General features: G+C 69.9%; 17 protein-coding genes. All 17 read right to left on the minus strand.

Annotated elements, in window-relative coordinates:
• Nucleotides 1-39: 39 nt before the first annotated feature.
• Nucleotides 40-450 (minus strand): hypothetical protein, encoded by a 411-nt coding sequence (locus ACWDMM_RS09480; RefSeq protein ID WP_195082182.1) that lies wholly within the window; start codon nt 448-450, stop codon nt 40-42.
• A 28-nt stretch (nt 451-478) separates the two neighbouring features.
• Nucleotides 479-988: a DUF2231 domain-containing protein gene (locus tag ACWDMM_RS09485; RefSeq protein WP_195082181.1), complete on the minus strand. Its 510-nt coding sequence runs from the start codon at nt 986-988 to the stop codon at nt 479-481.
• A 714-nt stretch (nt 989-1,702) separates the two neighbouring features.
• Nucleotides 1,703-2,449 carry a DUF6390 family protein gene (locus tag ACWDMM_RS09490; RefSeq protein ID WP_323124438.1) on the minus strand — a complete coding sequence of 249 codons (747 nt, stop codon included), beginning with the start codon at nt 2,447-2,449 and terminating at the stop codon, nt 1,703-1,705.
• Entirely contained in the window at nt 2,449-3,516 is a 1,068-nt protein-coding gene (locus ACWDMM_RS09495; RefSeq protein WP_449936939.1) for a HoxN/HupN/NixA family nickel/cobalt transporter, read from the minus strand. Before ACWDMM_RS09495 ends, ACWDMM_RS09490 begins: the two co-directional genes overlap by 1 nt.
• A gap of 72 nt (nt 3,517-3,588) precedes the next feature.
• Entirely contained in the window at nt 3,589-4,665 is a 1,077-nt protein-coding gene (hypE, locus tag ACWDMM_RS09500; RefSeq protein WP_195082180.1) for a hydrogenase expression/formation protein HypE, read from the minus strand.
• Nucleotides 4,658-5,770, minus strand: coding sequence for a hydrogenase formation protein HypD (gene hypD / locus ACWDMM_RS09505; RefSeq protein WP_357108042.1), 1,113 nt, complete (start codon nt 5,768-5,770; stop codon nt 4,658-4,660). Before hypD ends, hypE begins: the two co-directional genes overlap by 8 nt.
• Nucleotides 5,767-6,093 (minus strand): HypC/HybG/HupF family hydrogenase formation chaperone, encoded by a 327-nt coding sequence (locus tag ACWDMM_RS09510; protein WP_357108045.1) that lies wholly within the window; start codon nt 6,091-6,093, stop codon nt 5,767-5,769. Before ACWDMM_RS09510 ends, hypD begins: the two co-directional genes overlap by 4 nt.
• Nucleotides 6,094-6,109: 16 nt before the next feature.
• Nucleotides 6,110-8,434: a carbamoyltransferase HypF gene (gene hypF, locus ACWDMM_RS09515; protein ID WP_449936858.1), complete on the minus strand. Its 2,325-nt coding sequence runs from the start codon at nt 8,432-8,434 to the stop codon at nt 6,110-6,112.
• The gene (locus ACWDMM_RS09520) at nt 8,431-8,673 is read right to left on the minus strand and encodes a HypC/HybG/HupF family hydrogenase formation chaperone (protein WP_195082176.1); all 243 of its coding nucleotides are present in this window, start codon (nt 8,671-8,673) and stop codon (nt 8,431-8,433) included. Before ACWDMM_RS09520 ends, hypF begins: the two co-directional genes overlap by 4 nt.
• Before the next feature lie 2 nt (nt 8,674-8,675).
• Nucleotides 8,676-9,176, minus strand: coding sequence for a hydrogenase maturation protease (locus ACWDMM_RS09525; protein ID WP_195082175.1), 501 nt, complete (start codon nt 9,174-9,176; stop codon nt 8,676-8,678).
• A gap of 13 nt (nt 9,177-9,189) precedes the next feature.
• Complete coding sequence (locus ACWDMM_RS09530; RefSeq protein WP_195082174.1) at nt 9,190-9,507, minus strand: hypothetical protein; 318 nt, start codon at nt 9,505-9,507, stop codon at nt 9,190-9,192.
• A gap of 23 nt (nt 9,508-9,530) precedes the next feature.
• Nucleotides 9,531-9,650 (minus strand): DUF6893 family small protein, encoded by a 120-nt coding sequence (locus ACWDMM_RS09535; protein WP_085994907.1) that lies wholly within the window; start codon nt 9,648-9,650, stop codon nt 9,531-9,533.
• A 13-nt stretch (nt 9,651-9,663) separates the two neighbouring features.
• Entirely contained in the window at nt 9,664-10,992 is a 1,329-nt protein-coding gene (locus tag ACWDMM_RS09540; protein ID WP_195082173.1) for a hypothetical protein, read from the minus strand.
• Entirely contained in the window at nt 10,989-11,636 is a 648-nt protein-coding gene (locus tag ACWDMM_RS09545; RefSeq protein WP_195082172.1) for a DUF6084 family protein, read from the minus strand. The genes ACWDMM_RS09540 and ACWDMM_RS09545 overlap by 4 nt, the downstream gene beginning before the upstream one ends.
• Complete coding sequence (locus ACWDMM_RS09550) at nt 11,633-12,268, minus strand: DUF5947 family protein (RefSeq protein ID WP_357206787.1); 636 nt, start codon at nt 12,266-12,268, stop codon at nt 11,633-11,635. The genes ACWDMM_RS09545 and ACWDMM_RS09550 overlap by 4 nt, the downstream gene beginning before the upstream one ends.
• Nucleotides 12,265-13,179, minus strand: coding sequence for a NifU family protein (locus tag ACWDMM_RS09555; RefSeq protein ID WP_397069156.1), 915 nt, complete (start codon nt 13,177-13,179; stop codon nt 12,265-12,267). Before ACWDMM_RS09555 ends, ACWDMM_RS09550 begins: the two co-directional genes overlap by 4 nt.
• Before the next feature lie 33 nt (nt 13,180-13,212).
• The gene (locus ACWDMM_RS09560; RefSeq protein WP_195082170.1) at nt 13,213-15,009 is read right to left on the minus strand and encodes a nickel-dependent hydrogenase large subunit; all 1,797 of its coding nucleotides are present in this window, start codon (nt 15,007-15,009) and stop codon (nt 13,213-13,215) included.
• Between the last annotated feature and the right edge of the window lies 1 nt (nt 15,010).

A 15,010-nucleotide genomic window follows, 5' to 3' on the forward strand; every position in this document is an offset into this window, starting at 1 on the left:
ACCACCGCCACCGGGTGACGGTGGTCCGCGCCGAAGGGGTCAGTCGCCGACGCCGAGGGCGGTCAGGAACACCAGCACGACGGTTGTCACAGCGAATACACCGTGAGCGGCGACGACAGCCACGGGAAAGTGCCTTTCGGGAGGCTCGGCCGTTCCCGTGGAACGCCCCTGGTAAATGGGGATCCAGCGCAGCAGCATCGTGAATCCGAGCAGCGCGACCGGGATCAGCAGCACGAACGCGATCCAAGCCAGCGCCGTGCTGTCGACGACGAGGTACACGATCCAGACGATCAGTCCGGCGACCGCGAGCAAGAAGTGACCGAACAGCACCGGGGCAGGCAGCTGGGTCGAATTCGGCTGGCGGGTGCCGCCCTTGGCGATCCAGGTGCCGAGCAGGAAGAACCCGCCGCCCGCGGTGAGCAACCAGAAGATCAGTGCGGCGATGCCCATGGTGTACCTCCTGATATTGGGAAGGGATTCAGCGTGTGAAGCCGTCTGCCTGGGCGGCCTCGTCGGCGACACGGACGCCGTACCGATAAGCGAGCTTGCCCCCGAGATACCCGGAAACCGCCAAACTCACCAAGGCCACCACCGACAGCGCCAGCGGCCCGGCCGGGACCGGGCGCGCGGTGTCGGCGCCCTGCCGCCATACGAAGCCGATCGCGTAGGCGACGGTCACCAGCAGGTTGAGCGTCATGTGCAGCAAGCCGGTGCGGAAGGCGGGCGTACCGGTCGGGATCGCGAGCAGATCGAGGAATCCGATCGTCGCGGCGGCCAAGGCGCCGAGCACACCGATCGCGATCAGCCACGACGACCCCTTGACCAGGAACTCCGGATCGTCGACCAGCCGGGACGCGATATCGAACACCAGACTGGCGACCCAGGCGCCGATCGGGACGGTGACCAGGATCGGATGGAAAGGATGCCCGTAGGGACCGGCCAGCGCGGCGGTCACCGGCCGCTTCGCCTGCCGCGGGTCGCCGGTCATGGCGCACCTCCACCGAGGTCGCTCGTCTTCGCATCGGCCGGCCGGCCACGGAGCCGAGGCTCGGCGACGGTCGGCCGAGTCGTTACACGCCGCCGATGGCCGACGGATATCGCTCTTGTATGTGCGGGAATTGTGCATCGATTACGGTAGTCCACGAAGTGGACGTACCACCGTACGAAAATTGCACACCCCCGTGCGGGAAAGACGCACCGAGCGCCGTCGAGCCGAATTACCGGCCGGTTGCGGCTGATCTTTTCCTGTTTCTGGAGCGGGCTACGACATCATCGGAAGCATCGGCATCGGCATGTTGGGGAACATGTTGTTCCACATGTCGCGAATCATCCCCATCATCTGACCCATCACGGTAGTTCACCTCCCTTCCGGTGATTTCCGAAAAGCGGATCAGCCCGTCGGGCGCGATGGCGTGCGACACGGCGAAACACCGGCGAAAGCATCCGGGGAACGGTTTCTGGACTTTTGCCCGGATGACTACCGGCGTACACGTGTCGCTCCTCGGCTCGACAGCTATATACAGGATACGCCGCGCAAAGGTGACCGAAACACGCCAACGGAATGGGCGGATTTTCCGAACCGCCGAGTTCGCCGCTATTCACGCGGTTCGAAACCGGCGCTCCTGGTGTCCGTATACCGGCGGCGGCGCCGGTACGTCCGCTGCCGCTGTGGGCACGACTTCGCGGCACCGCACAGAGCCGATCATCTGATCTCCGGGCTGCCTCGTGCGGCCGGGCGCCGGTTCGTGATTTCCAATTGACGCACCGTGGCCGCCTCCAGAGTGCTCGCCTGGACCTCGTCCAAGCGCCCGCACAGACGTCCCCAGTGCACCGCTACCCGCTCCCCCACCCCGACGTCCGGCAGCGCCGCGTACCCGTCCACCCGGATCGGCACCGACCGCGCCGATTCCGCCGACAGCGCGAGACGTTCCCCGTCCCAGCTCAGCCCACGACAGCGCAGCACGACCTCGCCGCCGGCGCGGTCGAGCACCGTTCCCCAGGTGATCCGGCAGTTGTCGAGCACGCGCAAGGGATGCTCGCTGCCGTGCCGCAGCAGCCGCGACCACGGGTACACGCCGAAGACGTGGAAGCAGTGATTGGCGGCCGCCTCCTCGGCCAGCCCCGGTGTCAGATGCGTCCAGTAACCGCCCGCGACCGGGCCGAGCAGATCCAGCAGTTCGGCGGTGAACTCGCGGGCGTCCAGGTCGGCGCCGACACCGCCGCCCAGCCAGTAGGACTCGACGAGCCTGCGGTCCAGCGGGTCGGCGATGCCGGTCATCCGCGCCATCACGCGCAGATACGGCCATGCTCCGGTGAACCGGCGCGCCACCGCGCGCACCTGCTCGTCGGAGCCGTCGCGCAGGGCCGCCGCGTCGGGCGGCCCGCAGTAGCCGAGCCGATTGGGGGCGTAGGCGTACCGGGCGAACATCTCCGCTCCGCTGGCCGCCATCAGCACGGTCCTCCGCCGGCGCGGCCGGTGGACCATCGCTGCTCGATGCGGCCGAATCGCCACACCCCGACGGCGACCGCCCAGGTGAGCAGGAACAGCCCGGCGATCACGAAACCCATGGCCCCCAGATCCAGCCCGCCGACCCAGGCCAGCGGTCCGTCGGCGATGCCGAATTCCTCGGCCAGCAAGGAGATCATCTCCTGCGCGCCGATCAGCAGCGCCACCGCCACCGACAAACCGGTGACGACGATGTTGTAGTAGACCGTGCGCAGCGGCCCGGCGAACGCCCATCCGTAGGCGTAGTTCATGAACGCGCCGTCCAGCGCGTCCAACAGTGTCATGCCCGCCGAGAACAGCACGGGCAGCACGAGTATCGCGTACCACGGCAGGTCGGTCGCCGCCGCGCCGCCCGCGATCACCAGCAGGCTCACCTCGGTGACGGTGTCGAAGCCGAGGCCGAACAGCAGCCCGACGGGGTACATCTGCCACGGCGCGCGCACCGCCTTGGTCAGCGGCCCGATCACCCGCTGCAAGGCGCCGCGGTCGTGCAACCGCTGCCGTAACGCGGCCTCGTCGTAGCTGCCGCGGCGCATCCCACGGAACACCCGCCAGATGCCGATCAGCGACACCAGGTTCAGCGCCCCGATGACGAGCAGGAAAGTGCCGGAGACGCCGGTGCCGAACAGGCCGGTCCACCGTTGCAACCCGGAGTTCTCCTCGCGCAGGTCGCCGGCCAGCGCTTTGACGCCGAACGCCAGCAACGCCACGAGCACGAAGACGATGGTGGAATGCCCGAGGGAGAACCAGAATCCGGTCGACAGCGGACTGCGCCCGTCCGCGATCAGCTTGCGGGTGGTGTTGTCGATCGCGGCGATGTGGTCGGCGTCGAACGCGTGCCGCATCCCCAGCGTGTAGGCGGTGACGCCGAGGCCGACGCCGAACACCGCGCCGTCCACCGTGTATCCGCCGGGGACCACGAGCAGCAGCAGCGCCGACCACCCGAGGACGTGCAAGGCGACGACGACCGCCGCCATCCCCGCGACGTCGCGCCGCTGCCGCCCGTCCAGCGGGGCACGCGACGTCGCAGGCGTGTCGGCGATCCGAACGATGATCCACACCTCGCCTTCTGCGTCCCCGCGTCAGCAGATCCGCGGCAACTGCTCGCCCGCGGGCAGATCCACCACCCGCGTACCGCCGAGTGCGGTGCGGGCGACCACCATGCCGGGATGTTCGGCGACGCATCGGCCGATCACGGCGGCCTGTGCGCCCAGCGGATGTTCCCGCATCGCCGCGAGCACGCGATCGGCGTCCTCGGGCGCGACGAACGCCAGCAACTTGCCCTCGTTGGCCACGTACATCGGGTCGAGTCCGAGCAGCCCGCACGCGTCGCGCACGCCGGCGGGCACCGGGAGCTGCCGTTCGTCCAAGGCCACACCGACTTCGGCGGCGCGGGCGATCTCGTTGAGCGAGGCCGCGACGCCGCCGCGGGTGGGGTCGCGCAGCACGTGCACGTCGGCGCCGGTGGCCAGCATCGCCGCGACCAGACCGTGCAGCGGCGCGGTGTCGCTGAGCACGGTGGTGCCGAACTCCAGTCCCTCCCGGCAACTGAGCACCGCGACACCGTGCACGCCGATCTCGCCGCTGACCAGCACGACGTCGCCCGGGGTAGCGCGCTGCGGCCGGATGTCCACCTCCGGGGCGACCACGCCGATCCCGGCCGTGTTGATGTAGATCCCGTCGCCGTGCCCGGCGTCGACCACCTTGGTGTCCCCGGTGACCAGCTGGACCTCCGCGGCCAGCGCGGCGGTGCCGACCGCCTGGGCGACGCGCGCGATGTCGGCCAGCGCGGTGCCCTCTTCCAGGATGAACGCGGTGGACAGCACCATCGGGCGCGCGCCGGACATGGCCAGATCGTTCACCGTGCCGTTGACCGCGAGTTCGCCGATCGTGCCGCCCGGGAACACCAGCGGTTTCACCACGAACGAATCGGTGGAGAAGGCCAGCCGCGCGCCGTCGAGCGTGACCACCGCGGAATCGGTCAGATCCGCGTTCGCGGCCGGACCGAACGCGGGCAGGAACAGGTGCTCGATCAGCTCGCCGGACATCGCGCCGCCGCCGCCGTGTCCCATCACGATGTTCGGCGAATCCCGCAGCGGCATCGGGCAGACCCAGCCCTCCATGTCGATCGTCACGGGGGCGGTGCCTTCCTCAGGCATGAGCCACCTCCGCGGGCAGATCCAGGCGCCGGTACAGGTAGTAGGCGGCGCACGCGCCTTCGGAGGACACCATGGTGGCGCCCAACGGATTACGCGGCGTGCACTCCTTGCCGAAAGCGGCGCACTCGTGCGGCTTGATCAGCCCTTGCAGCACCTCGCCGGAGCGGCAGATGGTCGATTCGGCGGTGTGCAGGTCGCCCACGGCGAAGCGGTGTTCGGCGTCGAACTCGCGATAGCGCTCCGACAGGCGCCAGCCGCTGTTCGGGATCACGCCGATGCCGCGCCAGCCCCGGTCGGTGACCTCGAAGACGTCTTGCAGCATGGCTTTCGCCGCGGGATTGCCCGCCGCGGACACCGCGCGAGGGTAAGCGTTCTCCAGCTCGTGCCTGCCCGACTCCAATTGCAGCACGGTGCGGCGGATGCCCTCGAGGATGTCCAGCGGCTCGAATCCGGTGACCACCATCGGCACCTTGTACTGCTCGGCCAGCGGCGGGTACTCGTCGGTGCCCATCACCGTGCAGACGTGCCCGGCGGCGAGGAACCCCTGCACCCGGCAGGTCGGCGACTCCATGATCGCGGCGATGGCGGGCGGGACCAGCACATGCGACACCAGCAGCGAGAAATTCCCGATGCCGAGCCGCTCGGCCTGGTAGACCGTCATCGCGTTGGCCGGAGCCGTGGTCTCGAAGCCGATGCCGAAGAACACGACCTCGCGGTCGGGATTCTCCCTGGCCAGGTTCAGCGCGTCCAGCGGCGAGTACACCACCCGGACGTCGCCGCCCTCGCTCTTCACCCGGAACAGGTCCTTGGAGCTGCCCGGCACCCGCAGCATGTCGCCGAACGAACAGAAGATCACGCCCGGTCGCGCGGCGATCTCCAGTGCCTTGTCGATCACCTCCAGCGGGGTGACGCAGACCGGGCAGCCGGGGCCGTGGATCATCTCGATCTGGTCGGGCAACAACTGGTCGATGCCGTGGCGGATGATCGAGTGCGTCTGTCCGCCGCAGACCTCCATGATCGCCCAGCGGCGGCTGGTCGTGGCGCGGATGCGATCGAGCAGGCGCTGGGCCAGCTCGGGGTTGCTGAATTCGTCCAGATACTTCATGACCGGTCCTCCGGTTCCTCCCGTGACGGCTCGGCGGCGGGATTGTCCAGGCCCGCCTGCTTCGCGGCGATGGCGAAACCGTCGCCGAATTCATCGTTCAGTACGCCGAGGTGCTCGAACTCGGCCAGGGTCCGCAGCGCGGACTCCTCGTCCAGACGCTGGATGGCGAAACCGACGTGGACCACGACGTAGTCCCCGACCGCCGCGTCCGGGATGTATTGCAGGCACACGTCCTTGTGCACGCCGCCGAAGTCGACGACCGACATCAGCGTGCCGTCCCGCTCGTGCAGGCTGAGCACTTTGCCTGGTACCGCAAGACACATCGTTGTTCTCCTTCGCTCATCCCTCGCTGCACGCGAGGAGTTGCCCGAACGCGAGGCCGCCGTCGTTGGGCGGCAGGCGGTGGTGGGTGATCACGGTGAACCCGTTGTCGCGCAGCAGCGCACACGATCGCGGGAGCAGCAGGGCGTTCTGGAAGACGCCGCCGGACAGGGCGACGACCGTCCCCGAAGTGGCGTAGCGAGCCGCGAGGTCGAGCACCAGCCGAGCGACGGCGGCGTGGAAGCGCGCGCCCACCACCTGCGGGGGCGCGCCCGCACGAACATCGGCGACCACATCCGCGATCACCGGTGCGGGATCGATAGCGGCGGGATCGCCGTCCACGAGCGAGAATCGGTAGGCGGTGTCGCCGTCCGGCCCGGCGCGCGAGAGCCCTTCCAGCTCGATCGCCGCCTGGGCTTCGTAGTCGACGACGTGCCGCACGCCGCACAGCGAGGACACCGCGTCGAACAACCGGCCCATGCTCGAGGTGGGCGCGCAGCCGAGGCCGGTGCGGAACTGGTGGGCCAGCACGGAACGCTCCGCGGGCGGGCACGCCGCGACCGCGGGAATGTCCTCGCGCCAGTCGATCCCGGCCGCGCGCAGATGAGCCAGCGCCATGCGGTAGGGCCTGCGCACGGCGAGATCGCCACCCGCGAGCGGCACGTACTTCAGGTGCGCCAGACGACGGTAGCCCTTGTATCCGGCCAGCAGGACCTCACCGCCCCACACGGCCGCATCCGGCCCGTACCCGGTGCCGTCGAAGGCGATGCCGACGACTTGGTCGGTGGCGCCGAGTCCGTGCTCGCCCATGACGGCGGCGATGTGCGCGTGATGGTGCTGGACGGTGTACAAGGGGCGCTCGCCCGCGTGCCTGCGCGCCCAGGCGGTGGAACGGTAGGCGGGGTGCGCGTCGGCGACCAGCTGCGCGGGGCGGACCCCGGTGAGTTCGCCGAGGTGGCGCTGGGCGGCGTCGAAGGAGCGCAGCGTCGCCAGGTCGTCCATGTCGCCGATGTGCTGGCTCAGCCAGGCGTAGCGGCCGTCGGCCATCGCGCAGGTGTTCTTCAGGTCGGCGCCGACGGCCAGCGTCGGCGGCAGCGGCACCGGGAGCAGCAGCGGCAGCGGCGCGTAGCCGCGCGAGCGCCGGACGGGCAGTTCCCGGCCGTCCAGGCAGCGCACCACCGAGTCGTCGCAGGGCACGAGGATGCGCCGGTTGTGCGACAGCCAGCCGTCGGCCAGACCGGCGAGGCGGGTGCGGGCGTCGTCGTCCTGGTAGCAGATCGGCTCGCCGCCGAGATTGCCGGAGGTCATCACGAGCACCTGCGGGCCGGGCGGGTCGCCGGGCAGCCCGAACAACAGCAGGTGCAGCGGGGTGTAGGCGAGCATGACGCCCAGGTCCGGGTTGCCGGGCGCCACCGAGGGCGCGGGCACCGGGTCGCGGCGCACGGACGCCGAGTCGTACCCGCTCGAAGGGCGTGCGTCGCGCGGCGAGCGTCGAGCCAGCAGCACGATGGGGCGTGCCGGGCTGGTCAGCAGCTTCGCGGCGGCATCGTCGACAGTGACGACGGCCCGTGCCGTGGCCAGATCCGGCACCATGACGGCGAAGGGCTTGTCACCGCGGCGTTTACGACGCCTGAGCTCCGCGACGGCCGGCTCGTTCGTGGCGTCGCAGGCGAGGTGGTATCCGCCGATGCCTTTGACCGCGAGGATGCCGCCCTCGCGCAGCAGTCGCCGCGCGGCCGTCAGCGGCGCGCCGGCTCCCGGGCCGGTATAGGCGAGCGTGGGTCCGCAGTCCGGGCAGGCGATCGGCTGCGCGTGGAAGCGGCGGTCGGCGGGATCGGCGTATTCGCCGGCGCACCGGTCGCACATGGCGAAGTCGGCCATCGACGTGCGCTCGCGGTCGTAGGGCAAGCTCGCGATGATGGTGAAGCGCGGGCCGCAGTTGGTGCAGTTGACGAACGGGTGGCGATAACGGCGATCGCGCGGATCGCGCAGTTCGCGTTCGCAATCGGCGCAGATCGCGACATCGGGCGAGGCGAGCGTGCGACCGCCGCCCTCGCGCGTGCTGCCCGCGATGTGGAATCCGGTGCCGCCGCGCGCCGGGATGTCGGCCTGCTCCACCGACTCGACCACCGCCAGCGGCGGCGGCCGCAGGCGCAGCCGCCGGGCGAACTCGTCCAGCTCCCTCGGCGCTCCTTCGATCTCGATGACCACGCCGTCGCTGTCGTTGCTCACGCTGCCGGACAAAGCCAGTTCGGCGGCGGTGGTGTAGACGAACGGCCGGAACCCGACGCCTTGGACCACACCGCGCACCAGCAGACGCCGCCGCAGCCGCGCCGTGCTCATGGCAGGTCTCCGCGTTGCAGGAGACGCAGCCCGCTCAGCGCCGCCTCGGCCCCGGCCTCGTCGGTCTTCTCCACCGCGAAGCCCATGTGGATGATCACCCAGTCACCCGGCCGGGCCGGATCCCCGTCCAGCAGGCCGATATTCACCTTCCGCTGCTCGCCGGACACCTCGACCAGCGCGATCTGGTCGTGATAGCCGTCGGGGATCGCCAGCACTCGTCCCGGGATGCCCAGACACATCGTCAGTCCTCCTGTCGCGCTGTGGCCCGCGGACGCGGGGAGCCGTCGGATACCGCGGTGGGCAGGAACGCTGCGAGCACCTCACCGACGGCGGCGACCGCCTCCGGCACCGCCGCGGCGACCGGCGCGGACAGGCCGATGCCCTCTTCCACGCAGGCGACCTGGCAGCCGATCACCACCGTGGGCGGTAGCACGCCGCCCAGCGCGCGCACCCCCGCGAAGACGGCGTCCGGGCTCATCGCGTGGGCGTCGAGCTGTGCGCCGGTGTCCTCCGGTTCGGCGCCGAACACCTCGATCCGGCCGGGCGCGCCGCGGTCGGGCAGCGCGTCGATCAACAGCAGCGCCGCCCAGGGGTCTAGCAGGTCGTAGGCCAGATGCATGCCGCGGATGCCGTAGTCCACCGCGCGCACGCCGGGGTCGGGGTGGCGCGGCAGCCTGCGCACCACCTCGGGTCCGAATCCGTCGTCGCCGAGGAAGATGTTGCCGATCCCGGCGATCAGCACCGCGGCCGTCGGGTCACCCCTCTTCCTCGGTGGGCGTGGTCGCGCCGCCGACCCGCGCGTCGTCGACCTTTCCGGTCGCCGTCTCGCCGGGGGCGTTGGCGGTGTCCTTGCGCTCGTCGTAGGGCGGTGCCGCCGCTTCGGTGCCGGGCGGGGCTTGCGAGGTGAACTCGGTGCCCTTCTTGACGTCGTCCGAATGCGCGGAGCGCATCTCCTCGTGATCGATGTGCCCCGGTTCCCGTTCCGCCGGGCCTGCGGCCGCGACGCTCGCACCCGCGTCGCGCGAACCAGGCGCGCCACGTGCCGATTGCGGCTCTTCGCGATGTTCACCCATGATGCTTCCTCTCCGATCCCCCGCTACATGTGCCGGATCTTCAGGTATCGCCGCAGGTCCGGGATCGACCGCACGCCGAGATACACCCCCGCCGCCACCAGCACGGCGACGACGGTCGTCGAGACCACTCCCACGGTTTCCATTGCGGACTTCCTTTCATTCCTCGGTGCCGCCGAGCGGCTCCAGTTCGTCGGGCGCGAAATACAGGTAGCGCCCGTACCATTCGTGCAGCTCGGCCGCCGGATCGGCATCCAGAACCACCCCGACGTGCGCCTGCCCGTCGACGTCCTGGTGCACGGAGACGACCCGCGCGCACTGCCCGTCGAAGAACAGATCCTGGGCGTCGGCCCGCCGCGCGGGATGCAGCCGGACGCGGCTGCCCTTGCGGACCAGCGCGCCCGCGACCGGCACGGCGTCGAGGTCAGGGCGAACGGCGCCGTCGGCCAGCGGGTCCCACCAATCGACGCCTTCGGGGACCTCCGGGATCAACCCGGGACCTTCGGCGTGCGGGTCGCGCAGCACGCCGTGCAGCTGCCGCATCGCGTCGGGCGACATGGCCTCGCACCGGTCGATGATCTCCGCCGCGCGCGGGTCGGTGGCCCGGGCCCGCGCCTTCTCCGCGTCGGTCATGGTGAGGATGCGCAGCGTGAGGATCTCGTCGATCTCGGTGGAGTCGAACAGCGCGCCTTCGCTCTGCTCCGCGATCTCCGGATGGTCGTAGAGGATGATCGGCGAGATGAGCACCACGCTGTGATCGCCGGGCGGCCCCGCGAGCACCGGGAAGCAGCGGTATCGGTCGCAGCGGGCGGCCGCCGCGGTGGCGTCGGGCGGCGGTTCCAGCAGGGAGACGAACTGGCCGCCGATGATCTCCGCGATGACGTGCGCGCCGATCAGCGAGCGGGCGATGGCGTCGCGCTTGTCGGTCGCGGGCGCGCCGACGTTGCGCAGGACGACCGTCAGCCGCAGGAAGCCGTCGTCGCGGTCGGCGGCGAGTTCGAGCTCGCCCGCCAGCGGCAGCCGGGTCCGCACGAACGTGCCGGGCGCGGGGACGGCGGCCATGGCGATCCGCTCGGCGTCGCAGCCGCCCGGGATGTCGAGCGGGTGGACCAGACGCCCGGGCGCGACGGGGCCGACGGTGATCTCCTGCTCGACCGCCTCGTCCCAGGACAGCCACGACCGCGCGCCGTCGGTCAGCTCCGCCACGGGCGTGCCGTCCTCGTCCACCACTTGCCGGCGCTGCAGTTGCAGGAACCGCACGGTCACGGTGAGTTCGGGATACTCGCCCGGATCGATCAGGCACTGGGCCGACAGCGTCGACTCCTCGCCGATGCCGGCCGCGGCGGCCCCGGGCGGCCCGAGCACGCCGAACTGCCAGCGCGACTGGTTCTTGCGCGCGTCGGCACGGTAGGGATAGAGCAGATAGCCCTCGTAGAGCACCGCGTCGGCCACGGCGCGGGCGCGGGCGCGTGCTTGCGTGGTCGTCACGGCGTCTCCTCGGCGCTGGTCAGCAGGCGGGTCACCGCGTCGTCGAAGCCGGGAAGGCCATGGCTGGATTTGTAGCCGGCCAGCGCGCGGAGCGTGTCGTTGTGCAGCCGCACCCACCCGGTATTGGGGAAGTACGCGTCCATCAGGCCCTGCCATACCGACACCGGCATCGCGAACTTGTCCTCGCGGTCCCACGGGATCTGCTGGATGGCGAATCCGGTCGTGCCACGGATGAAGACCGTCCCGCTGAACAGGAACAGCAGCGGAACCACGCCCTCGCGCAACGCGTGCAGGTACTTCGATCCGGTCACCTCGAAGTCGTAGGTGCACGGCATCGGCAGGTCCACCTGGGCGCCGCCGGTGAAGCTCGGCACCATGGTGGCGCAGTGCATCCACAGGAACGAACGCTGGGTCTCGTGCCACCGTTCGCGCGGACCGAACAGATCGACCAGCCCCGCGGCCTCCTCGTCGGAGTAGCCGCGGCGGAACGGCTCGATGCGCACCTGCGCGCGCAGGGCGATGGCGTGCACCGGTTCCTCGGCGAGCGCGGCGATGCCGACGCGCGCGGACAGGATCGGCGCGACGGCGTACGGCTCGGGTTTGATCTCGAGCACCGCGAACGTCGTCGAGTACACCGGGCTCATGCAGCACCACCGGCTCTCGCGCGCGCCGACGCGTCGGCGAAGAACTGCTCCAGATACCGGTGCACGTCCTGGCCGCCGTCGAATCCGTGCCACAGCAGCCGCATCCGGCCGACGAACTCATAGCAGGCGTCGATCGGCAGCAGCAGGCACGCCGCCCGCTCGGTGCGGCGGTCGGGCACCCGGATGAGCAGCGCTTCCACATCGGGAGCGAGCACGTCCAGCTCGGGATGCCGGTTGAGAATCGAATTCCATTGTTCCAGTGGCAATTCCGACTCCGTCGCGCCTGCGGGCCCTGGATAGAACGCCACCGTCCGGTCCAGCGCGGAATTGCGGAAGAAGAACGCCAGACTCACCGGGATGTCCAGCGCGTCCCATTCCGCCCGGCTGATCGTGAAATCGGGGAACGCGAGATACCGGTCCGGCACCGCCCGATAGCGCAGCTCCGCCTTCTGGTCGACGAACAACAGGTAGCAGCCACGGCACACGCACATCAGCTGTCTGCCTTCGACGTTCACCACATGCTGGTGCCGCTCGGCGATGGGCTCCGCGCACATCTCGCACCGCTCGCCGGGCCTTGGGGCGGGCCCGCGATCGGCGGCGATCCGCCGCAGCGCGCGAAACGGTGTGCTCACCCGCCGACCTCCGCCGGCACCGCCACCGACAGTTCGCCGGAGCGCACGAGCACGGGCAGCGGTTCGAGATGCCCGTCGCCGTCGACCCTGGCGCCGGCGTGCACCACGTCGTAGTGTGCCCGGCAAGTCGGGCACCGCAGCACCGCGTCACCGGCCGGGAAACCCACGCGCCGCTCCAGCGCCGCACCCGCGAGCGAGCGCTCGCACGCCGGGCAGTGGTCGCGGTAGGCGTACAGCTGCTCGCCAACCCGGCAGGCGAGCACGGTCAGCCCGGCGAGGGCGAAGCCACCCACCTCCCCCGCGCCGAGTTCGGCCAGTTCGGGGACCGCGACCCAGCTGCCGGACCGCGCACCGTCCGCCCGCACGCGTGAGAACAGCGAGTCGGCGGAGATCACCCCCGCCGACTCGGTCCGCGCGGCGACGACTTCGATGGACTCGATCTCCGGCGCGGCCGCCCGCACCGCGTCCTCCACGGCCAGTTCGAGCGTCACCGACGAGGACGGACAGCTCTTGCAGCTACCCGCCAGCTCCAACCGGACCACGCCGTCGGCGACGTCGACCAGATGGACGTCGCCGCCGTGGGATCCGAGATACGGACGCACGCTGTCCAGCGCGTTCGCCACGCGGGTGGTCACATCGTGCGGATGCAACCCGTGGACGAGCAGCAGACTCGCGACCAGATCGTCGCGGGCCAGCCGATCGACCGCCGCGTCGTCGAGCAGCTCGAGCACGCGGGTCAGTCCCGCGCCGTAGAGTCCGACCAGTTCGCGCACCAGTTGCTCCGCGCGTTCGCGGGCGAGCGCGCCGCCCGCCGAACTCGCTTCCAGCAAGGTCTCGATGCGATCACCGGCTTCGCGCCACCGGGAGTCGTCGAGCGTCGCGTCGTCCCGGCCGTCCGGGCGATCCTCCACCGTCACCTCCGGGTCGTTTCGCCCGACGCGGACTCACTCGGGTGTGAGCGTCTGCGTCGGTGAGTGCAGCTTCTCCAGCGTCTTGCCCTTGCCGAGGTACATGTGCACGCCGCACGGCAGGCAGGGATCGAAACTGCGCACGGTGCGCATGACGTCGATGCCCTTGAAGTGCTCGCGGTCGTTCTCCTCGAAGATCGGCTGGCCCTGCACCGCGTCTTCGTAGGGTCCCGGTGTGCCGAAGCTGTCGCGTGGGCTCGCGTTCCACGGCGTCGGCGGATACGGGTGGTAGTTCGCGATCTTGCCGTCCCGGATCACCATGTGATGCGACAGCACGCCGCGCACCGCCTCGGTGAAGCCGCAGCCGATGCCCTCTTCCGGTACCTCGAACTTCTCCCAGGTCTTGGTGTGGCCCGCCCGGATCTCCGCCATCGCCTTCTCCGCGAAGTGCAGCGCGCAGGCCGCCGCGTACGCCTGGAAATAGGTGCGCGCGCGGTTGCGCTCGAGGGTGTTGCTGCCGTGCACCGGAATCTTCCACTCCAGCGTCACCGGACCTTTGAGCGCGGTCTTGGGCAGGTTGATCTGCACGCTGTGCCCGGTGGCCTTGACGTAGCCGATGTCGATCAGGTTCGCCAGCGCCGTCGACCACAGCCGAGCCAGCGGACCGCCGCCGGTGTCCAGGGAGAGGTAGTCGGTGCCGTCGAACCAGCGCGGCGACATGACCCAGCTGTACTTCTCGTCCAGGTCGCGTTTCTGCGGCCGGGGATTGGTGTGCTGGTTCCAGGGATGGCGCCGGTCCACCGGGTTGCCCAGCGGATCGGTCTTGACGAACATCTCCTGATCGGTCCAGTCCTCGTAGTACGAACTGCCCAGCAGGATCCGCAGACCCAAGTTGATGTCGACCAGGGAGGTGGTCAGCAGCTTGCCGTCGACCACGACGCCGGGGGTCACGTACATCTTGCGGCCCCAGTCGGCCATGTCCTTGTACTCGAAGTTGCAGACCTCCGGGTCCTGGAAGGAGCCCCAGCAGCCGAGCAGCGTGCGGCGCAGACCGACCTTCTCGTACCCCGGCATCGCTTCGTAGAAGAAGTCGAACAGGTCGTCGTGCATCGGCACGACCTTCTTCATGAACTCCACGTAGCGCATCAGCCGGGACAGGTAGTCGGTCATCAACTGGATGGTCGCGACCGTGCCCGGCCCACCGGGATACAGCGTGGACGGATGGACGTGCCTGCCCTCCATCAAGCAGAACATCTCCCGGGTGATCCGGCTGACCTGCAACGCCTCCCGATAGAACTCACCGGTGAACGGGTTGAGCGCACGCATGATGTCCGCGACGGTGCGATACCCGTGGTCGCCCGCGTGCGGGGCCTCGGTGTTCTCCGCCCTGGCCAGCACGCCGGGGTTGGTCTCGGAGACCATCTTCTCGCAGTAGTCCACGCCGACCAGGTTCTCCTGGAAGATGTTGTGGTCGAACATGTACTCGGCGGCCTCGCCCAGGTTGACCACCCACTCGCCGAGGTGCGGCGGACGCACGCCGTAGGCCATGTTCTGGCAGTAGCACGAACAGGTGGCGTGGTTGTCGCCGCAGATACCGCAGATGCGGCTGGTGATGAAGTGCGCGTCGCGCGGGTCCTTGCCCTTCATGAAGATCGAGTAGCCGCGGAAGATCGAGGAGGTGCTGTGGCACTCGACCACTTCCCGATTCTCGAAGTCGATTTTCGTGTAGATGCCGAGGCTGCCGACGATGCGGGTGATCGGGTCCCACGCCATCTCGACGAGGCGGTCCGGCTCGATCGTCTTGTGCGACGGCTCCGGGATGATCCGGGTCATC

This window comes from Nocardia sp. NPDC003726, assembly GCF_053586955.1.